Annotated in this window: 12 protein-coding genes and 3 pseudogenes; 4 read left to right on the forward strand and 11 right to left on the reverse strand. The window is 44.3% G+C overall.

What is annotated here, in order from left to right; all coding sequences use genetic code 11:
• Positions 1-102: 102 nt before the first annotated feature.
• Together V7K40_RS17245 and V7K40_RS17250 are read right to left on the reverse strand one after the other, a co-directional pair.
• Positions 103-2,115 (reverse strand): ATP-binding protein, encoded by a 2,013-nt coding sequence (locus tag V7K40_RS17245; RefSeq protein ID WP_334961701.1) that lies wholly within the window; start codon positions 2,113-2,115, stop codon positions 103-105.
• Entirely contained in the window at positions 2,112-3,386 is a 1,275-nt protein-coding gene (locus tag V7K40_RS17250) for a DUF4255 domain-containing protein (protein ID WP_334961703.1), read from the reverse strand. The genes V7K40_RS17245 and V7K40_RS17250 overlap by 4 nt, the downstream gene beginning before the upstream one ends.
• Before the next feature lie 570 nt (positions 3,387-3,956).
• On the opposite strand from V7K40_RS17250, the gene V7K40_RS17255 reads away from it, so the two are divergent.
• Complete coding sequence (locus V7K40_RS17255; protein ID WP_334961705.1) at positions 3,957-5,870, forward strand: protein kinase; 1,914 nt, start codon at positions 3,957-3,959, stop codon at positions 5,868-5,870.
• A gap of 230 nt (positions 5,871-6,100) precedes the next feature.
• Here the strand turns inward: V7K40_RS17255 and V7K40_RS17260 are convergent, their stop codons facing one another.
• The 6 genes and pseudogenes from V7K40_RS17260 to V7K40_RS17285 all read right to left on the reverse strand — a co-directional run bounded on the left by V7K40_RS17260 (position 6,101) and on the right by V7K40_RS17285 (position 11,838).
• Positions 6,101-6,946: an alpha/beta hydrolase gene (locus V7K40_RS17260; RefSeq protein WP_334961707.1), complete on the reverse strand. Its 846-nt coding sequence runs from the start codon at positions 6,944-6,946 to the stop codon at positions 6,101-6,103.
• Between the two features lie 203 nt (positions 6,947-7,149).
• Positions 7,150-8,133, reverse strand: coding sequence for an aldo/keto reductase (locus V7K40_RS17265; RefSeq protein ID WP_334961709.1), 984 nt, complete (start codon positions 8,131-8,133; stop codon positions 7,150-7,152).
• Positions 8,134-8,458: 325 nt separating this feature from the next.
• Positions 8,459-8,846 (reverse strand): annotated as a pseudogene (locus V7K40_RS17270) (transposase).
• Positions 8,830-9,030 (reverse strand): hypothetical protein, encoded by a 201-nt coding sequence (locus tag V7K40_RS17275; protein ID WP_334961711.1) that lies wholly within the window; start codon positions 9,028-9,030, stop codon positions 8,830-8,832. The pseudogene V7K40_RS17270 and the gene V7K40_RS17275 overlap by 17 nt, the downstream one beginning before the upstream one ends.
• A gap of 280 nt (positions 9,031-9,310) precedes the next feature.
• The gene (locus tag V7K40_RS17280) at positions 9,311-9,916 is read right to left on the reverse strand and encodes a helix-turn-helix domain-containing protein (protein ID WP_334961713.1); all 606 of its coding nucleotides are present in this window, start codon (positions 9,914-9,916) and stop codon (positions 9,311-9,313) included.
• Positions 9,917-10,236: 320 nt separating this feature from the next.
• On the reverse strand, positions 10,237-11,838 hold the full coding sequence (locus tag V7K40_RS17285; RefSeq protein WP_334961715.1) for a peptide ligase PGM1-related protein: 1,602 nt from the start codon (positions 11,836-11,838) through the stop codon (positions 10,237-10,239).
• A gap of 734 nt (positions 11,839-12,572) precedes the next feature.
• Here V7K40_RS17285 and V7K40_RS17290 point away from each other — a divergent pair.
• Positions 12,573-13,436 (forward strand): SDR family oxidoreductase, encoded by an 864-nt coding sequence (locus V7K40_RS17290; RefSeq protein ID WP_334961717.1) that lies wholly within the window; start codon positions 12,573-12,575, stop codon positions 13,434-13,436.
• A 560-nt stretch (positions 13,437-13,996) separates the two neighbouring features.
• Positions 13,997-14,254, forward strand: coding sequence for a hypothetical protein (locus V7K40_RS17295; protein ID WP_334961719.1), 258 nt, complete (start codon positions 13,997-13,999; stop codon positions 14,252-14,254).
• A gap of 62 nt (positions 14,255-14,316) precedes the next feature.
• Here the strand turns inward: V7K40_RS17295 and mgtE are convergent.
• A pseudogene (gene mgtE / locus V7K40_RS17300) lies at positions 14,317-15,378 on the reverse strand (magnesium transporter); the annotation flags it as partial.
• A gap of 110 nt (positions 15,379-15,488) precedes the next feature.
• Positions 15,489-15,821 (reverse strand): annotated as a pseudogene (locus V7K40_RS17305) (magnesium transporter); the annotation flags it as partial.
• 1,173 nt (positions 15,822-16,994) lie between these two features.
• On the opposite strand from V7K40_RS17305, the gene V7K40_RS17310 reads away from it, so the two are divergent.
• Positions 16,995-20,027: a PA14 domain-containing protein gene (locus V7K40_RS17310; RefSeq protein ID WP_334961721.1), complete on the forward strand. Its 3,033-nt coding sequence runs from the start codon at positions 16,995-16,997 to the stop codon at positions 20,025-20,027.
• A gap of 46 nt (positions 20,028-20,073) precedes the next feature.
• On the opposite strand, the gene V7K40_RS17315 is transcribed toward V7K40_RS17310, so the two are convergent.
• Positions 20,074-21,627, reverse strand: coding sequence for a mercuric reductase (locus V7K40_RS17315; RefSeq protein WP_334961723.1), 1,554 nt, complete (start codon positions 21,625-21,627; stop codon positions 20,074-20,076).
• Between the last annotated feature and the right edge of the window lie 157 nt (positions 21,628-21,784).

The following is a 21,784-nucleotide window of genomic DNA, read 5'->3' on the forward strand; positions in this document are numbered from 1 at the left end:
GCACTCAAGAGAAAAAAGCTAATTAACCAAGTTGCGGGTTATTAGACAGAGGAATGCTTTTCACCCCAAGGTTCGTGTGATTAATGCTAAGTTAATTTAAAATCATATCCATCCCCCAACTTCCGCGTCAGTTAAAGGTTTTTCTAACTTGGTATATTCTGCCTGAGCAGCCCGCAACACATGTTTCATCTGCACTGGTTCCCCAGCATCGGCAGCTATAAAAGCTGCATTTAAGGCTATGTTACGGATATTACCCCCAGCGACATTTAGCCGTGCCAGTTGCAGAGCATCTAAGTCTGCGGTTGGGGTAGCGGCTGGAAAGACGCGTCGCCAAATCTCTGCTCGTTGCGTTGTATCCGGGAAGGGGAACTGCACTACGAAGCGAATCCGCCGCAGAAAGGCTGTATCAATTGAACTCTTTAGGTTAGTAGTCAGGACTGCTAAACCTGGGTAGCTTTCCATGCGTTGCAATAGATAGCTGACTTCGATGTTTGCATAGCGATCGCGGGCATCTTTGACTTCACTGCGTTTGCCAAATAAGGCATCAGCTTCATCAAATAACAAAATCACGCCGCCTTGTTCTGCTGCATCAAACACCCGGCGCAAATTCTTCTCTGTCTCCCCAATATATTTGCTGACTACCGATGATAAGTCAATGCGATAAAGGTCGAGGCGCAATTTCTGGGCTAGCACTTCTGCCCCCAAGGTTTTACCTGTGCCGCTAGCACCTGCAAATAGAGCGCTGATTCCCAATCCCCGCGCACTCTTGCCACCAAAGCCCCAATTGTTATATACAGTACTTCGTTGACGGACATGAGCCGCAATGTCACGGAGAACTTGTTTCTGTGCCTCTGGTAATACTAAGTCCTCCCAGTCACCAGATGGCTCAATTCGCTGGGCGAGTTCATCCAAGCGGGGACGTGCTTGCACCCGGCAGGCATCCCATAAAATGCTAGTGATATCTTTTTCTGGTGTTTGTGCTAATTGTCCTGCGGCTTCTACACAAGCAGCGCGAATAGTTGCGGCACTTAGGTTAAACTGATCTACTAAAGTTTTAACTTGCCCGTTCATTTGCGGTGCGATCGCACCTAGTGCATCTTGCCAAACTGCACCTTGTTCTTTGATAGTTGGTTGATGCACGTCAAAGTTAACTACCAGGCGTTGTGATAAGCCTATCCGTTCCCGACTCGTAACGATTAAAAAGCCTTTTATGCATTCCATGAAACGAGCGATCGCATTCAGCCGCGCCGGATCATTGGTGTCCAGTTCGTTGCAGTCTAGAAGTAAGGCACTGTTACTTAAAATCGTCTCGCGAGTCCATAAGCGGATGAGATTATCCAACTCGCTAGATGCTAATGGAATGACTTGTGCAGGCATTACCCACAGGTTCAAGCCCTGGAGTTGACAAATTGTGGCGGCAATGGCACGTTTGCTATCAGTTTCTTTACTACATAATTGGATAATTGGCAAGCTATTAACCTTGTAAGCTTGTGACCAAACTGCTGCTACTCGCTCTGCTAAATCTTGGTGCGAGGGGACTAAATCACTAACCTCTTGTAATGGTTCAATGATGCCAGCTAGCCGTTCGTCAAGATATTGAATGCCCGTGAGATAATGTAAAATCCGCTCCTCAATTCTTAGGGGACTGAGGGTAAGGGAATGACCCTCACCAATTTGAATTAACCGCCAATGACGTAAGGGAGCATTTGGAGCGATCGCATCCCAGTGGACGTGAGGTAAAGCTGCCAGAGCTAAACTCAAGGTTGGGTAAGCTCGTTGTGAATCGCCGTTTATTGTAGCACACAATTTCACAAAATCTCCATTCAATTCCATCCCTGCACACAACAGCAACAAATGACGTTCAAAGGATGAGAGGCGAAACATTTTGCATACTCTCTCCAATGCGGATGGTGCAGGCATTGCAGCAGCTGCTTCCTGTAGCGCTTGCTGTAAATACTCTTGGTTTTTCTCCAAATACTCTTGGTTTTTCTCCTCTAGTTGATTCTGCTCCCTTGCCGTGTGATTTTCCAAAATACCACACACCACCGCTAGGGCTGCTGATAGATAGCGGTAGTTTGCCTCATTCCAATTATGATTAATTGTTGTAGCATTCATAGAATTGTTACCTGTGGCGAATCATATTCTCCAGACTGATTCTTGTGCAGTGGACTTTGGGCTCCGTCTACCTGCGCCCGGACAATATAAGTTCCTGGCTTGACATTTTTGACAGGAATAGTGATTGCATCAGTATCTTCGGTGCGTGATGCAACCAAGAAAGAGTAAGCTACCGGATTATCATTTGACACTTCATTGAGTAACAAAACTACCCGCTGTACCTTACCTACTTTGGGCTGGAATTTAACGGTAATTTCTGCTGCGCGTAAATTGTCGCCGCTATTTTCCACTTGAGTGATGAATGCTGTAATTGTTGGATGGAGGACAAAAGCCGCAACGTTTGATTCAATTAGATGATCCGTTTGCCCTGCATTACCCATTGTTAAATGTACAACTTGGACACTCTGCACACTTGCGTATAAATCTGGCGGGACTAATAGGCTAATCTGTGTTTCTTTTACTTCCTGAGGTACTATTAATGTCTCCCTATTACCCAAACGAACTTGTGTGATCTTACCGCGTAACTGCTTACCACGAATTACTAATGTTGTGCCTGCAACAATTATTTTATCAGTCTTTGCCGGAGCCATAACTTGCTCTATATTCGGTTGAGACAAGGGCATCATGTAAAAACTTTCAGATTTGTTGTCATTGCTACTCTCAATCAATACCATTGACGCCAGATAGGTAGCTGAAGGTCGATAGTGCGTTTGGAAAGCAGACCATAACTTAGAAGTTTCTTCCATGTTAAAAAACTCTGGAGTCAGTTTGATCTGCCCAATTTCTTCAGCTAAATCAGATACAGATACACCTGCCACAGCTTGTGAAAAAGCACTTGAGGTATTGGTTGTAGATGCATTTATCAGACTATTCTTAATAATATCAGATGTAATAACTGATGTTTTGTGTAATAAATGCATTGCATAGCCAAGTAAAAGCTCCATCTGAAAATCCTTGGCTCCGTAAGCTGTTATTAAGTAATGGAGGTCAAGAGCTAGTGGTGGAGTCAAAGAGCGCGGTTTTCCATTAATCTGTGAGTGCCTGCTCCGAAATTCCTGAGATACCCAATCGACATTGCGATTCTGCGTCACTTGATAGAGAAAGAGGTTCAGTTGAGCACGTGCGTCAGCTTCAACTGAAATTCGATCAGGCGGTAGAGCAGTTACAATTACATCACCAACACTAGCAGTGATCGGATCACTGACTAAACCATTTTCCAGCAAGACTTTTAGTACTGCTGTCACGGCGGCTATAGAGAGCACATTACTCATTCTCATTCCTCATGGCAATAGCACGTATCAATCATGTATGTCAGAGCAAATTGACAAAATATATTTTGCAAAACTTGAAATATTCTGTAACGGAGACTATCTGCACGGCATACAAAAGCACATTAATAACTACTAGTCTGTCAAGCTTGACTTGCTAGGTTCGTAATTTGCGTTTTAGTGATAAACTGCAAACTACGAACAATCCCACCTCTCAATTACTTCTTGATCCACTACTACTTATTAGCAGATAAGCAAATAAAAGTAACCTTAATTCGATGAGTAGAGTCTGCTATAGCTCAAAATGAGTAAAAAATAGTCACGCTGACGACCCTCGTCGAATTTGCGTTAAGTTAACATCAGGAACAAAGTTCAACTGTCATCGGTCTTAATTTTAAACATTTTATCAAATTGCTAGGATTACTTTTATGTTAATCTAAGTATAAGTAAAAATATTAGTAGTATAAATTACGAGTATTTATTTAGTTTACGAAGCAAGCACTCATATTTGTAATACTAGTACTATCTCTGACTAAAGCTAACACTTTAAAGTAACTAGGATGGGTTGCCCAGATGAAATCCCCACCTTCTTCAAATTCTTGGATTGGTCGTTTCGTAGGTGATAATCAGCGATATCGTTTAGACAGACGGTTAGGCGGGGGTGGCATGGGAGAAGTCTTCCTGGCAACAGACACCCGTGTAGGTCAGCAGGTAGCGTTGAAGTTGCTCAAAGATACGCTGGTGGCATCGCAAGAAATGAGAAAGCGTTTTGAGCGTGAGGTGGCAGTTTGTGCTGCTTTGCAAAGTGACCACATTGTTAAGATTAGTGACTGTGGAGTCACCCCAGAAGGTTTTCCATTTTACGTAATGGAATATTTGCGGGGGCAAACGCTTGGACAACTACTGCTGCGCGAAAAGCGGCTATCTGTTGAGCGGACGGTGAAGATTATGGCGCAAGTTTGCAAGGGTCTACAGCTTGCCCATCAAGGAGTTACTCTCCGACGGGATGGCGGAAAAACCACTGAACATATTCAGGTAGTTCATCGTGACCTGAAACCAGATAATATATTTTTAGTGCCTACAGATTTGGGAGAGTGGGTAAAGGTTTTGGATTTTGGTGTTGCCAAAATTCGGAGTGAATCTTTAGAAAATTCCAACATTACAAATATAACTAGTACATTTATCGGGACATTTCGTTACGCACCTCCTGAACAAATCCAAAGTGATAAAAACCTGGACGCTAGAGGTGATATTTATAGTTTAGGGATTATCCTTTATGAAATGCTGAGTGCAGCCGACCCATTTGGAATCAGCATTAAGGGTAGTCATATCAGTGAAGCTTCTTGGGTATTAGCTCATGCTTATGAGCCACCGAAACCACTGCGATCGCAACCAGGGTGTGAGAATTTACCCGTACAAATAGAAGCAGTGGTGATGAAATGCCTCCAGAAGAACCCAGTTAACCGATTTGCAACAGTAGAAGAACTGAATCAGGCTTTGCAAGCTGCTGCCAAATTTGTCATAGGGACTACTGTAGCGGAACAGATTACTGGGCAATCGCAACCTCCTTACAATCAAGGTTCAAATCACGAAACTGTTCCGAGACAATCGAACGACGACACCATTGTGCGTCCTCCATCTGCACACAATCAAGGTTCAAATCACGAAACTGTTTCGAGACAATCGAACGACGACACCATTGTGCGTCCTCCATCTGCACAAAATCAAGGTTCAAATCACGAAACTGTTCCGAGACAATCGAACGACGACACCATTATTCGCCCTCCATCTGCACACAATCAAGATTCAAATAACGAAACCGTTCCGAGACAGTTTAACCCGATTGAGCAAAACCAACCTGAGTCAAGCGTTCCTCCCCTTCAGGCTGGGTACAATCAAGGTTCAAATAACGAAACCATTCCAAGACAGTTTAACCCAGTTGAGCAAAATCAACAGAGTCCTGTGAATAATCCCAACGCTAGCAAACCCGATGTAACGTTGTATCAACCGCGACCTGCGTCTAATCAAGGTGGGCAACAAGTGCCACCAGATAAGACGTTGTATCAACCGCGACCTGCATCTAATCAAGGCAGACCACAAGTGCCACCAGATAAGACGTTGTATCAACCGCGACCTGCATCTAATCAAGGCGGGCAACAAGTGCCGCCAGATAAGACGTTGTATCAACCGCGACCTGCATCTAATCAAGGCAGACCACAAGTGCCCCCAGATGTGACGTTGTATCAACCGCGACCTGCATCTAATCAAGGCAGACCACAAGTGCCAATGGATGACACTATTTACCAACCAAAGCTAAATGAGCAGCTAGCTAGGAGAATTACTCCCAATTTCTTGCGAATCCTGGGAGTGGTCTTAGCCATTGGGCTGACTTTAGGATTAGTAACCTATATATATAGTCAATCGCAATCTCGTAAACAGCCAAACAACCAGCAAAGTTTACCTAATAGCGAGCGGATTCAGAACTAATTAGCTAATTAGGATTATTTGTCTTTTTTAACACCTAATTTTAATTACTGTACCGTATATGTGCTACTTTATGCAAAATCCTTTATGAGCAAGCTTTTTGAGACTTAAAGGGAAAAGTCAAATCTAAGTACGCTCCATGAGTGTCTCGGCGCTCCTGCTGCCTTTGCTACCGTGAAAGCACGCCACTCAGAGGCGCAGGCCGTTTGTCGCTGATGCGCCTAGCAGGTAAGTCACTCTGGCGATACCTGTGTTCCCGAAAGGAAGCGTTCGACCACAGTGGCCAGTAGCGGCGGTACTTCTTGCATCGGACAGTGCCCAGAGCTCGCGAGCGGCACCACGAAAACTTCCTCTGCTAGCGGTCGTAGCGCCACAGTCTGAGCATCGCTGCGCAAATCTTCCCGATCCTGCTCTCCGGTGATTGCAAGTAACGGCGAAGCGATTGTGGTTGCCGGATCAGGTAGTCCATCCCGAGCCCACATCGACGTGTAACCGGCTACGGCTTCCGGGTCCGCGCACGTACGCCAGCGCTCCAGCTTGAAGCGTATCCAGTGCTCCGAAAGACGGCTGCCTTGCATCTGCTGCAACAGGCGCAGGCGCTTCGTGTCATCCCCATACGCACCATCGCGAAACGCATCCACCGTGGCTTCGTCGAATCCGAAACCGCGCGGTGGTGATGGTGTCACCAAGACGACGCGCTCGATCAAATCTGAGTGGTGCTGGGCCAGATGCAAGGCGACAAGGGCAGACATCGAGTGCCCTACTATTGAGAATCGGTGCCAGCCAAGCGTAGCTGCTAGTGCGATCACATCGGTTGCGGCTTCAGTCACCGTAAAGTTTCCGCTCTGCCCACGAGACCGTCCGTAACCACGCAGGTCCGCAAACACCCATGTAAACTGCTCTAGGCCGAGATATTGCCGCACCCCGTCCCAAGTGGATGTGTCACTAAGCCAGTCATTCAGGATGATGACGCCGTGGCCACCAGATCCAAGTTTGTCAAAGCCGATCATTTTCTTAATCTTCCTGTTGCTGAATTGGTAGGTCAAACCGCAATCTTGGTCATTTGGCAGCGAAGGCACAACGAATTCTTGCGCTGCTCACGATTCCCACAGGAGAGGTCGGTAATGCGATCGACCGCCCAAGGCTCATCACCTCATTATTGAGGCTGGGTAACGATCGCCGAACAAGACGTCCGGACGCATGGCTGCATCGATGTCCTCGATCTCGGCCGCCGTCAGCGCGACGCCAGCGGTCTTTGAGTTGTCCTCGATCTCAGCCGCCGTCAACCGTTCACCGACCCCATCATCGACGCGGGGTATCGGTCGCCGGCGGAAACGTCCGGTGGAAAGGTGGCGTCGATCTCAGCCAGTTCGGCCGAGGTCAAGATGACGTCCATGGCTCCCACATTGTCTTCGAGATTCTTGCGCCGCCGCGTGCCTGGGATCGGCACGATATGCGGTCCCCTGGCCAACACCCAAGCCAGGGCGAATTGAGAGGCGGTGACGCCCTTGCCGTCGGCAAGGGCCTTGACCTTGTCGACAAGCGCCAGGTTGGCGTTGAAGTTCTCGCCCTGGAAGCGCGGGAAGCTGCGGCGCCTGTCGCCCGGCTCAAAATCCTCCGGGCTGCGGATCTTGCCCGTGAGGAACCCACGACCCAGCGGACTGTAAGCCACGAACCCCACGCCCAGCCGTTCGCACGCCGTCAACAAGCCGTTCTCCGGATCGCGGGTCCAGAGCGAGTATTCGCTCTGGACGGCAGTGATCGGATGGACGGCGCAGGCGCGCTCCAAGGTCTGTGGAGAGACTTCCGAGAGGCCAAGATGGCGCACTTTCCCCTCCTCGACCAGCTCGGCCATGGCGCCAACGGTGTCTTCGATCGGCGTGTAGGAGTCGACGCGGTGCAGATAATAGAGGTCTATGTGGTCGGTCTTCAGACGCCGGAGGCTGCCCTCGATGGACGTGCGAACGTGAGCACGGCTGCCGTCCACGCCAAAGCCCCCATCGCGCTGAACCAGACCGAATTTGGTGGCGAGAAACACCTTCTTGCGACGACCTTCCAGAGCCGTGCCGATCAGTTCCTCGTTGTCGTGGGGGCCGTAGGCGTCGGCCGTGTCGAGCATAGTGATCCCCAGATCAAGAGCGCGATCAAGGGTAGCGAGCGACTCTGTCCGGTTCTCCGCCTGACTGTAGACGGCGCTCATGCTCATGCAGCCAAGCCCGATAGTTGAGACCGAGGGACCTTGAGCGCCCAGAGTACGTATCTTCATGTCTGGCACCTTAATGACTAAATGACCAAAATAAACCACATAGTCATAATCACGTGAACTATGCCTTTGTGTCAACTGTGGAGGAAAGCGTAATAGATCCTATATTCCGCACTTCAAAAAGTAGTATAAATCAACTACATTTAGGGGAAACTAAAAATTTTAACTTTGACACTTGTGTAACCTTCAAAAAAATAAATTGAACATGATAAATATAAAGCCTTTATATATTTATTAAAAAGCTGGTTCTCTAGGATTGGACTTTGGACAAAAAGAAGCTGATTCGCAAGTGATATGACTTTGTTGGCGAATTCTTTCAGGTCGAATTTTATAGACGATTAGCTGCAAATCGAGAAAGACTCTTTCCAAAATTATTAGCTTCTGTCCACCATTGCCAAATTCGAACCAAGTTCATCGTTGCTGCCGTGATAATGTGCTGTAACTTGGTTTTGGCAAACCCACGGGTTTCGACATCGACGTAAACCGAAAGCTCTGGTTGCTTGAGATATAGTACCCTCAACACCAGATCGTTGAGCATAATGCTCCTTAAATTCAGGAGTTTGTTGCCGCACTCTAGTATTAAAAAGAGCTTCATCATAATTCGTAATTCGTAATACTCGTGCCTTGGCGCGAGTATTACGAATTACGAATTGTTTAGTTAATTCTTTGGGACGTAAAGTTAAAATTATGACTCCGGTTTTATTTTTTGTCTGGATTAGGAACTATTGTTCGTAGCCAATTTGGTACAGCAACAGCTAATGTATTCAAGGGATGGTGTAGAGTCTCACCTATATTTTCTAATCGGCTCAATACACGAATGGCTGCCAGAACATGAGATGAGTCTGTACGTTGTTGCTTAGGAGATTTGAGCAAGCCTTTTTCAAGAAAACAAGAAAGCATTAAATCAAGCAATTGCCTCTCGTGTGAGCCATCAATTAATCGAGAACGGAATTCGCTTAAAACAGAAAAATCAAAACCAGGCTCTCACACATATCGGCGAGTGCGCCAACGATTTTATCTATCGCCACAGGTGAATGTTGCAGACGGGTGGAGGCAACTTTGGGCAGAGCCTGATCTCACCAAACCCTGACAGCGCACTTATCTGTTCGGCACTGGTCATCAGCTTCTGAGCTAGCTAGAGGACTTTGCAGCTGTTCACGGTGATCGCTTTCGACAAGCCTCATCCATTGCGGATTGCAGCGGCGAACAGCTGCGCGATATGCCAGAGACTCTCGCGATAGTTTTCCGGCGTCACAGCCTTTTTGCCGATATACTTTGCTCCGCGTGCGGCGGCCAAGAGCGTGGAGACTGCCTGCGCCGCGTCTAGATTAGCGGCCGTAAGGCTCGCTTCCCCCTGCGCCTGTGCAGTTTCGATCATCCGCACCAGCCGCGCTTCGTAAGCCCGATCCGCTGCCTCAGCGATGTCGCTGCCCACGGAGACTCGGGTGGCCGAAAGCTCTGACAGGTGGTCGGAGGCGCCGTAGCGGTCAAGCATCATCCCAAACCAGGCCTCGAGCTGCCCAAATATCTGCTCGGCCAGGCTGCCACCCCGGACTTCGGCGGCGTCGCATAATCTCTCCGCTAGCGCGACGTTGCGAGTCAGTATGGCGCGAAACAGCGCCGCCTTGCTGTCGAAGTAGAGGTAGAGCGTGCCCTTGGCGACTCCGGCCTCGCACGCAACGTCGTCCATCGCTGTTCGTCGGTAACCGAACAGCGTGAACAGCCGCTCCGCCGCATCAAGGATTGTTTGCGATTTGCTCGAAATCTCTTTTGCGCCGCCCGCCATAGCCTGTTTTATCGCGCTTCACAGTGGAAGTGTATTAGATTATTATAAACCCTCAGAAAGTATGAAGATTCGTTTACCTCGACAGGTGTACAGTGACGAATTAAATGGGATTAAGACAAATTCGTGTCATCAAACTAAGCCTTACCCACTTTCGGCTTGTAACAATTTGTGTTGATACAGCCTGTAAGTTTCACATGGTGATTCTAGTCCGAACGCTCTTTGAGTCCAGGATTCATACCTTGATCACACTAATTTGACATAGCGACAAATAAAAAGTCACTGTACAAAAGCGGATAAAAGAATGTTGCAAATGACATTCCCTAACTATATTCATCCCAAGCCACGGGAAAGGAATAATCTGAAAACGCCGATAAATTCTGATTGTTGCTGCGGGTTTCTTCATCTAGAACTTTGATAACTTTGTTATAAATGTCTTGTGCCTGCTGCGGGGAATCACCGATGCTAGTTAATCCCAACTTGCCAAACTGCGAAAGACAACCTATAAGATGAAACACTGTACCTGTTTCACTACTGCTGTCAAAGTGCAATCTGTGTTCAGCAATGATATCCATCAAATTATTCGGTAATAATCCCTGATAGCGCTCTTTTTGCAGATTATCAGTGGCGATGTAATATTTAGGACGACCTTGCTGAGTATAAAATAAACCTGTGGAAAGGTCATAGCGACCGTTTGTTAATAATTTCAGGGTCATGAATGGATGAGTAGTGCCGCCTTTACGCAGGTTAATTTCGATCGCCTGAATATCCCACTCTCCGTTACCCTTGTCAACGGCGATAAAATCTAATCCAAATCGCTCTAAAGTACCTTTCTCTGCTAGTTTTCTGCCAACTTGTAATCCCAATTGCTGTAATTGCAACCGATAGCTTTCATCAGCTGGGAAGCGACAACCAAGATAAATCTGACCGTCTGGTCCTCCGAGAATTTGGTCGTGGGTTGAAAGGATTTCTACTTCGCCATTGGGTGTGATCCTTCCTTGGACGCTGGGCGATCGCTTAATTTCCCCTTCTACAAATGCTTCCACAATTGCCCCCAACTCAGGCATTTTTCCGGAAAAACTATCCCAAGTCTCTTGTTTTGCTTGAAAGCGCATTGTCAAGAAGCGATCGCTAATTGCTGCTACCCTTTGGGCACGAGTCCCTTTGCCTGGTGCTACATTCTCAATTGGTCTAAAGTCTAGCAGCGCATTCCCTTCTCCAGAAATACCTTCGTTGAGTTTCACTACTACCCGTTTTAATGTTGGTTGGCGTTCCCACAAATCACTAGTAGCTTCTGCCAAATCTGTGTGGTTCCAAACTTTTTCGCAGCCATCTGGATAAGGTACTCCACTTTCGGCAAAGATTTGCCGACTGCCACTTTTTGTCCCCCAAATCTGTAAATCTGGTGCAGCAGCATACAGTGGTACACCTAATTTTACAGACAATTCGCCTTCCCACTGCGTAGAGTTGTAGCAGATCATAAACGATTTGTCTAGCCTCAAAGCTTGATGAATCCGCTCTAGCAGGCGGGGGCGTTCTAAAATCTTTTGGCTCAGAGGCTTAAGGGAGGAATCGTAAGTAGAAAGTAGCAGCAAGCGATTGCGAGCATGAGAAAAGGGAATTCCTGGCAAAAGTTGCAAGTAATAATCAATGATACTAGGATGCAGTGGTACTGATGTCACATAGATCAGCCGAGTCCGGGGATTCTGCAACCGGATCAAGGAAAATAGTAGTCTTTCTTCATAATGCTCGCAGCCTTCAATCTTTTGGAGTTCCCCCTGGTCGATACTCAGAGAGGGAATAATTAAAATATCTGCTTCACTATTATCAAATAGTTCGCTGGTTTTCCAGCGATCGCGTAGAGTTAATTGTAAGTTGCGAAACTTTTCAACTTGTTCTAACTCGGAAATATTTTCTATTGCCATAACCCCTGCCCTCAAATGATTTCAATGTAGCGCACCATGCAGGCTTTTGGATTATTAGTTTCAGGATTAGTCCTCAGATACTTTTGTAAGGAGTTTAGTCTGCAAGAAGATAACTATGCAGATATCAGCCAAAATAAATATTAAGATTAAGAAAAATCGATGGCATGATGGTAGGTATTTTTGCAAACAGGAAGTGAGAAAGTATAAAATTTTATTTTCATTGAAATCTTTCTTTTCATTTATCGAAAATGGCACGATTATTGAGCCGATAGAGATGATGATAAATTAATTAAATAACTCTCATTTATTTAATTTATTCTCCGTCTTAAGGTTGAGTAAACTTCAGTCTTTTTACCTCTAAGGAGCGATAAATTAGAGCAATATAATAGTTAACTTGAAAGCAGGTAAAAACTAGAAATTATTCATCAGACTTCATCAGATGAAAGCTGGGTACTTATTTTTCGTTATCAGCTTCATAGCGTGAATCAACTGTGAAGATAAATGATGTAAGCCGTGTTTAGTTGTCACCAATAAGTACGTTTGGCAACTATTGGGGTGTATAAACACCTAAAATTGCAAATGCCATGTGGGAGCCAAAGCAAAAAACAAACCTTGGATCGAAAATTCTATCCGAGGTTTACTTTTGGAATGAGGGAAACAAGGAGAACACGGGGGAATAACCAATGCCCTATGCCCAATTCAATATTCAATATTCAATTACCAAGACAAAACCTATGCCTAAATCAAAAGAGAAAAAATCACAACCGCCACAGCAACAGGAAACACCAGGTGTTGAATCAGAAATGACACCAAAACCCAAAGCAGATGATGCCCAGTATCAGGGTAGTGGCAAGTTAAAAGATAAAGTAGCATTAATTACGGGTGCAGATAGTGGTATTGGTCGTGCTGTAGCGATCGCATTTGCTAAAGAAGGTGCAGATGTGGCGATCCTTTACCTGAATGAACACGATGATGCCAAAGAAACAAAATATTTGGTAGAAAAACAAGGGCGTCGTGCAGTAACTATCGCAGGCGATATTGGCGATGAAACTTTTTGTCAGCAAGCTATACAACAAACAGTTGGTGAGTTTGGTAAACTCGATATTCTGATCAACAATGCCGCAGAACAACATCCTCAAGAAAGTATTGAAGAAATCACCAAAGAGCAACTAGAGCGTACTTTCCGCACTAATATATTCTCGATGTTTTTCATGACTAAAGCTGCACTCAAGCATTTACAAGCAGGTAGTTCTATCATCAATACTACATCGGTAACAGCTTATAAAGGTAACCCACAACTACTAGATTATTCTTCCACAAAAGGTGCGATCGTTGCCTTTACTCGTTCTTTATCACAAAATTTGATATCAAAGAATATTCGCGTTAATGCTGTTGCACCAGGCCCAATTTGGACACCTTTAATTCCCTCAACTTTCCCCAAAGATAAAGTTGAAACTTTTGGTAAACAAGTACCAATGGAACGAGCCGGACAACCAGAAGAAGTTGCTCCTAGCTACGTATTTTTAGCCTCTGATGATGCTTCTTATATGTCTGGACAAGTGCTACATGTCAATGGTGGAGAAGTTGTCAATGGCTAAGTAAAATAGTTAGGAGTCATTCAATTTGGGATTTTAGGTTTTTCCTTCAATCCCAAATTCAAAAAACCAAGTTGGCATTTGAAGTTTGGAATTATAAATTTTCAACTTTTAAGTCCTAACTCTACCAAATTTATAATGTTTAAATTTTGGATAATGAAATTGTTGGCGGAGCCTCTCGTAGAGGAGATTCTTGAGCTTCATTATTTAATGCATGTTTCTCCCTTGCGCGTCTGCTAGAGTTGCCCCCGAATAGAAACGCAAATATAATTCTATTATCTAAAATCCTTGCATTAATTGACTTGCCTCTGACTTCATTGCTGGGGTCAATCCAAAATCTAAAATTCTTCGACTAAGCGACTTGTACCGAGCGACTTGTACTGAGCGACTTGTACTGAGCGAAGTCGAAGTAAGTCGAAGTAAGTCGAAGTCAGTCGAGATAAGACGAAGTTCAAAATCCAAAATTGATTGACCCTAATTGTCTTCCATTGGAGGGATGAGTCAATGTGGAAATATTGATAATCTGTCTAGCAGTAAACATTTAAGAAATAATAACTACGTCTATGGCATCTCCTACACCCCTGCAAGGCACGGAACTAGTAGATTGTGCTAGAGCAAATGCCAAGGAAGGAATTGAAACTGCTGCTTATCAATGTGGCTATGGTCAAGACCTCAACAAATTTGCACGAGAACTGAGACAAGCTTGTGAAGAAATGAATTTACAAGTGAAGGAACTCAGTGGATTGATTACTGACCAGGACGCAATATTACAATTAGGTACTGGCGAAATTGTTGCTCCAGATACGGAATCAGAATTGTAAAAGTTAGGAGTTAGGAGTAAGGAGTTTTGAATTAAAAAAATATTTAACTCATAACTCATAATTCATAATTTTAAAATTACCCGCGCCAAATTGAAGTAAATCAAAACGCCAACAACATCAACTGCTGTGGTGATAAATGGTGCTGACATTAATGCCGGATCTAAACGAAGGTAGCGAAATAGAAACGGCAATGCTGAACCAGAAATAGAAGCTAAAATAGAAATCGCTATCAGACTAGCGCCTACAGCGATCGCTACTTCTAATCGTCCTTGGAGAAAATAAGCCCAGACAGTAGCGATCGTACCTAACATTCCTCCCAATAATACCCCAGCCATCGCCTCCTGGCCGATTACCTGCAATGCGCCAAGCGATTGGATTTCATCCGTATTCATCCCGCGAATCACGACTGTGGAAGACTGGGCACCCACATTACCACCAGTACCAGTCAACAATGGCATAAACGCTGTCAGTGTTACCACTTTTGCCAACATATCTTCTTGCGACTTAATAATTGTTCCTGTGATGGTATTGGTTACAAGTAAGACCAATAACCACACAACCCGCTTCCGAGCAATTTCCAGTAAATTCATCTGAAAATAATTGTCGCCCCCCGACTGCACACCACCCAAGGCATAGATATCCTCAGTGGTTTCCTGTTGCAGAATATCAATGATATCATCCACGGTAACAATACCTACTAGACGCTGTTCCCGATCTACCACAGGCACAGCCAGAAAGTCATATCTTTGGATTAATCTTGCAACTTCTTCCTGGTCTGTATCAGTGTGGACAAACACTACATCACGGGTCACAATTTCGCCAATAATTTGCTCAGGCTCAGACGTGACCAACTCCCGTAACGAGACAATCCCCGTTAAGCGCCTTTCTGCATCAGTGACATAAAGATAATAAATCATCTCACTGGCATTAGCAAAGTTGCGAATTAGCTCTAGGGCTTGAGATACTGTAAAGTTTTCTTTCAGCGAGATTAACTCTAGCGTCATGATTCGCCCAGCAGTATCAGCTTCATAACCCAATAGTTGGGCTGTAGCTTGACGTTCTGCTGGACTGAGTTGTTCTAGCAGGCGATTGACGACTTTTGCTGGTAATTCATCAAATAACCTAGTACCCTACGGCATAAATAGAGCAACCATTTAAAATCCCTAAAAAGCCCATTCCATAATAATTTTGACTTTTGACTTTTGATTTTTGACTTCCGCCTTGCGTTACTAGCTTGGTCATCTGGCGACATTTGATCGACAATATCGCGGACTTCCTGGCTTTTAAGTTCCTCGATTAACCGTTCTTGAACACTGTAGTCGAGATATTCATAAACTTTGATCGCCTCATCCTTAAAAAGCAAGCGAAAAGCCAAAGCGTGCATTGCTTTTGGTAAACCCTCAATCGCTTCGGAAATATCCGCAGGCTGCATAGGTACGAGAATAGCTTTTGCTCCCTGCAAGTCTCCCGCTTCTAGGAGCATTTGCAGCTGAGTCCGCACTAAATCTCGCAATTCCCTGCGTGAAAGATTCTGGATGGTAGAGCTTAAATTGTTTGTCTCAGTCAAAGTCCACTTTCCTCAGCCAGTTTGAACAAGGTTGCTGCCCCTAGTCTAGGGGAAAGTGGGAATGTACAACGTCAAACTTGTAATTTTTCCGACTTTGAGTAAATTGAAACCTTTTATAACTTAATGAAATAATCAGGGTTTCGGACGCTGGTGTAGTTTACCTACAACAGGTGAGTAGAAAAGTACAATCATCGGGTAATTCCAGCAGATTGTGTTCCCTAGCTTAAATGCATGATTGGTGAAGCTTTTGCAAAACTTTTCGCTCCAGTGACTTTACGTTAGTACTATATGGTTCTTGTAACAAAGATATGAATTTACAGTTAATATCAAGTAAAGATAAATACTTTTTCAAATCTTTAAATATAAAAAAGTTTTCTTTATAGAATTTTTATATAATTTTTATTTATCTGCATAAAAAACATGGGATTATTCGGTAGGTTGACAAGTTTATTTAAAGATCATCAAAAATTTGATATTCCTTTAAAAAGGTATATATCAATGTGAATTTTTAAATAAAGTTTCACACAAAAGATAGACATAACACTGTGATTTAGTGTCAAATGTGTAGTTGATTAATCTAAGAACAATACTTAAATAAAAATATGTAAATTTATCATTTTTAACTACTTAAGTATGTACCCGCCCTGATTGGGTGTTGCTTCACTCAAACTTAATGCACCTGCATATCAGTAAGATTAGAAGCTTTCAATAATGGTGATTTATAATTTTTGTTTGATTAAATTCACCAAATTGAATTTATATATATCGAAAACTCAGAAATTTGTCGAAAGAAAACAAAGATTCACAAGGACTAATATACCCTTCAAGTAATCTTTAGTATTTCTTGTAATACACATTTTTCTATATATCTGCTTTCCGAAAAGATATAGGAAAATATGTCATGTCATGCTCTCTTATTTTTATGTTGATCCAAATAGGCAGCACACTAGTAAAGCAGATGAGGGAAGGAGAATACATCAAAGGAAGAATTTGTATCAGTAATTAAGTGAAATCGGATAAGCATTCATTAATAAGCTAATATTTATTAGCTTATTAATATGCTTAAACCTAGCATTGTTACGCATTTAAATCTTGAAAATATTAAATATAAAACTAATCCTAAAGCATTGATTATGGCGTTAGTTTTAGCTCTATTGTGAGGCATATATCTCGATGAATTCACAGAATAAACAGTTGTCAACATCTGTAAGTCCAACAATTGCTGCTCCATCATCTGGTCTAGATCAGGCACAACTCAGCAGTATTTCCGCTAAGTCTAGCAGCAGCGTGCTCTCTCAAGGAAATGGACTCCGAGCCGAGTACTACGACAACAAAGACTTCACCAACCTGAAGGTAACTCGCACAGATCCGACGGTGAACTTTAACTGGGGCCAAGGTTCTCCAAATCCATCGATAGGTGCTGATACCTTCTCAGCGCGTTGGACAGGTCAGGTGGAAGCCAAGTACAGCGAGACTTACAAGTTCTACACCACTGCTGATGATGGTGTACGACTGTGGGTCAATGGTCAGCAAATCATCAATCAGTTTGTCAATCAATCTGCCACAGAATCTAGTGGCTCGATCGCACTGGTTGCAGGTCAGAAGTACGATATTAAACTTGAGTACTACGAAAATACCAACTTTGCCGTTTCCAAACTGGCTTGGTCAAGTTCCTCTCAGACCAAGGAAATCATTCCCCAGTCCCAACTGTATAGTAATGTCAACACACCTGCTAATGGCAACGGACTCCAAGCCGAGTACTACGACAACAAAGACTTCACCAACCTGAAGGTAACTCGCACAGATCCGACGGTGAACTTTAATTGGGGCCAAGGTTCTCCAGATCCATCCATAGGTGCTGATACCTTCTCAGCGCGTTGGACAGGTCAGGTGCAAGCCAAGTACAGCGAGACTTACAAGTTCTACACCACTGCTGATGATGGTGTGCGACTGTGGGTCAATGGTCAGCAAATCATCAATCAGTTTGTCAATCAATCTGCCACAGAATCCAGTGGCTCGATCGCACTGGTTGCAGGTCAGAAGTACGATATTAAACTTGAGTACTACGAAAATACCAGCTTTGCCACTTCCAAACTGGCTTGGTCAAGTTCCTCTCAGGCAAAGGAAATCATTCCTCAGTCCCAACTGTATTCACCAGACCTTCAGCCCAGTATCACCTTAGGATCATCTTCTACGACTGTGAACGAAGGCAGTGGTAGTGTTACGATAAATTTGCTGAGAACTGGTGATTTAAGCAGCACTTCTTCAATCAAGTATGCAACCATAGCTGGTACTGCCAAAGCAGGAATTGACTACGGAAGTGAAGGCACTGAAAGCGCTGGAACACTTATTTTTGCGGCGGGACAAAGCAGCAGACAGATATCCATTCCGATCAATGACGATTCATCAGCAGAACCAGATGAAACTTTTAATTTTGTGATTGATCAGCCAGGGGGGGCAACACTAGGACTCCAAAGAACTATCGGAATTACGATTCAAGATAATGATCGCTCTAGCCTCGATTTCACTCAGCCAGTAGTTAATGAGGGTGCGGGTACTGCTACAGTCACAGTTACACGGGGTAACGCCTTGGGGACTGCTAGTCTGGATTACATAACCGTGGATGGGACTGCTAAAGCTGGATCTGACTACAAGGCTGTATCTGGAACCTTAGCCTTTGCAGCAGGACAAGCCAGTAAAAATATTGTTATCCCCATTATTAATGACACCGTTGGGGAGCAAAATGAAGCGTTTACTTTGAAGTTCAGTAAGGCAGTTGGAGTGCAACTAAATACTCAACAGACAACTGTCACTATTATCGATAATGACTCTGGTAACTTTGCAACAGATACGGTAGCTTCTGGTTTGACTCAACCCACAGCTTTTGACTGGACATCTGACGGTAAGCGCATGTTCATTGCCCAGAAAGATGGGGTAGTGCGAGTTTTGAACAACGGCACCTTATTATCAACACCATTTATTGATATTTCTGGACAAGTTAATGATACGCGCGATCGCGGTTTGTTAGGCATTGCCGTACATCCAGATTTTGGCAAAAATCCAAACGGTAACAACTTTGTTTACCTCTTGTATACCTACGATCCACCAGAAACCAATCCAAACAATTCTAAGAACAATCCCAATAGCACATTGGACGATCCCGATCAGAATGGGAATCGGACTGCACAGCTAATTCGGGTGACAGCTGACCCCAAGACTAATTACACTACTGCCATTGCTGGCAGCCAAGTTGTGCTGCTGGGTACTAATGCCACTTGGGATAATATCAGCCACCCAGATGGAAATAGTACAAATGTCTCACTTGGCTACGCACCATCAGGAATTATCAACAAAGATACTGGTAAGCGGTTTACCAGTTTGCAGGATTATCTGAATAATCTCGATAAAGTCGAAAATGTTCAGAATTTTATAGCCAACGATAGTGAATCTCACTCTGTTGGTTCTGTGCGCTTTGGTACTGATGGTTCTCTGTTTGTAAGCGTAGGAGATGGCACTTCCTACAATGGGATAGACCCCCGAGCAATTCGCGTTCAGGATGTCAATAGTCTGTCTGGCAAGATCCTGCGGATTGATGCGATTACTGGTAAAGGCTTATCAAGTAATCCTTTCTACAACGGTGACCCGAATAGCAATCGTTCCAAAGTTTATGACTTAGGTTTGCGTAACCCCTTCCGTTTCACAATTGATAAGAAGACTAATACCCCTGTTATCGGTGATGTTGGCTACTATCTTTACGAAGAGGTCAATGTCGGAAAACCAGGAGCTAACTTTGGCTGGCCGTTCTATGAAGGTGGCCTTGATGCGAATAACAATATCGTTAGCCTGAAACAACCAAACTATGATGACCTAGATGCAGCGAAAGCCTTCTATAGTAGTGGCAAAACTGTTACAGCACCAGTTTACACCTACAAGCATTTTAGTTCCAATTCGATTGTTTTGGGTGACTTTTACACAGGCAATACTTTCCCCTCAATCTACCAAGGTGCCTTATTCGTTGGTGATTTCAGTCAAGGAACTATCGATGCTTTGACATTCGATAGTCAGGGCAAATTTGTCTCAGTTAAGCGGTTTGCTACCCTGACAGAAAAACAAGGAGTAGCTGTACAAATCACTACTGGACAGGATGGCAATCTGTATTACGCAGACATCGCCAACGGCAACATTGATCGCTTCCGACCTGTTTAGAGATGACATAACAGTGAACAGTCAGATGACTGTTCACTGATTTTGGTCAAGATAACTTTGTCAAAAATCCCAACAATTTTTTGGTATTTGATGTTAGGAGTGTATGACAATAAGCATCAGCTGCTTTTTTAATAGCTTCGGCTTGAGTGGGATAAGGATGAATTACACTGCTTAACTTACTCAAACCGATCTTATTCACAATTGCCGTAGTTACAACTGATATCATCTCACCCGCGTGACTGGCGACAATAGTTGCACCGATAATTTGATCAGACCCCTTTTTATGGTGGATTTTGAGAAATCCTGACTCTTCACCATCTGCGATCGCTCGGTCTACACTACTAAAAGGTATCTTAATTGTCGTCACCTCAATCCCCAATTTCTGCACCTCGGGTTCGGACAACCCTACATGGGCAATTTCTGGGTCAGTATAAGTTACCCAAGGCATTACCAGACTACTGAGTTTGGAGCGTCCTAAGCCAAAGGGAGAAAACAGCATATTTTTAATCACAATCTGCGCCGCTGCATCAGCAGCATGGGTAAACTTCCAGTTCATGCAAATATCACCAGCTGCATAAATTTTGGGATTGGTCGTCTGGAGATAATCGTTTACCTTCACACCTTGGCGCTGATCATATTTTACCCCCACTGCTTCTAAATTCAGACCTTCCACATTTGGCGATCGCCCCGCACCGACTAAAATTTCATCTACTGTTACCGAATCTCGATGACCATTGGAGGAAAAGTAAAGCCGTTTCCCCTGAGTAACTGTTACCACTTCTTCCAACTTGGAATTTAGTACCACGCGAATTCCTTCGCTAATCAAAACCTTTTGGAGAATTTCAGCGGCCTGGGCGTCTTCTTTATTCAGAAGATGAGAACCGCTATGGAAAAGTACCACCTCAGAACCCAAACGCCGGAAAGCTTGCGCCAATTCGCAACCAATGGGGCCGCCACCAATCACCGCCAAACGTTCCGGTCGTTGAATCAGGGAAAAAACCGTCTCATTAGTTAGATAACCCGCCTTTTCAATTCCCGGAATCGACAGTTGTGCAGCTCTAGTGCCAGTAGCAATTACAGCTTTTTTAAACCGGAAGGTTTTGTCGCCAACTTCCACGGAATTTTTACTTGCAAATCGACCGCTACCCAAAAAGACATCAACACCCAAGAATGAGAAGCGTTCCGCCGAGTCGTTATGGCTGATACTAGCCCTTACCCGCCGCATCCTTGCCATGACTTTGGGAAAATCAACATCAATATTATTGTGTTGGGGAATATTAACTCCCAAGTCTTTAGCATCCCAGATTTCGCCAACAACGCGGGCAGAGCGAATAATAGTTTTAGATGGTACGCAACCAACATTTAAGCAATCCCCACCCATGAGATGCTTTTCAATTAACGCCACTTTTAGACCCAAATCCAGACCTGCCGCCTCTGCCGCCACCACTAATCCCGCCGTACCAGCACCAATTACTACTAAGTCGTAAACATCTGCCGATTGAGGATTAACCCAATTTGGCGGATGGACGTGAGACACCAACTTTTGGTTATACTCATCCATTGGGCGAACTGTGACTCTCTCTAAATCTGAATTGGACATTAGTGGAACCTCATTTGAGAATTAAAAATGCTCAAGTCAACGCCTTTGCGGTATTTGAAATTAAGAATCCCAATAAATTTAGGCGGCTCAATCTTTTATTTTTAATGGTTGTTTAACAAGGAATACAGCCTTTGAATTGTTTTGTCCGTTTGGAATT

It is taken from the genome of Nostoc sp. (genome assembly GCF_036917195.1).
In the GTDB taxonomy this organism is placed as follows: Bacteria; Cyanobacteriota; Cyanobacteriia; order Cyanobacteriales; family Nostocaceae; genus Nostoc.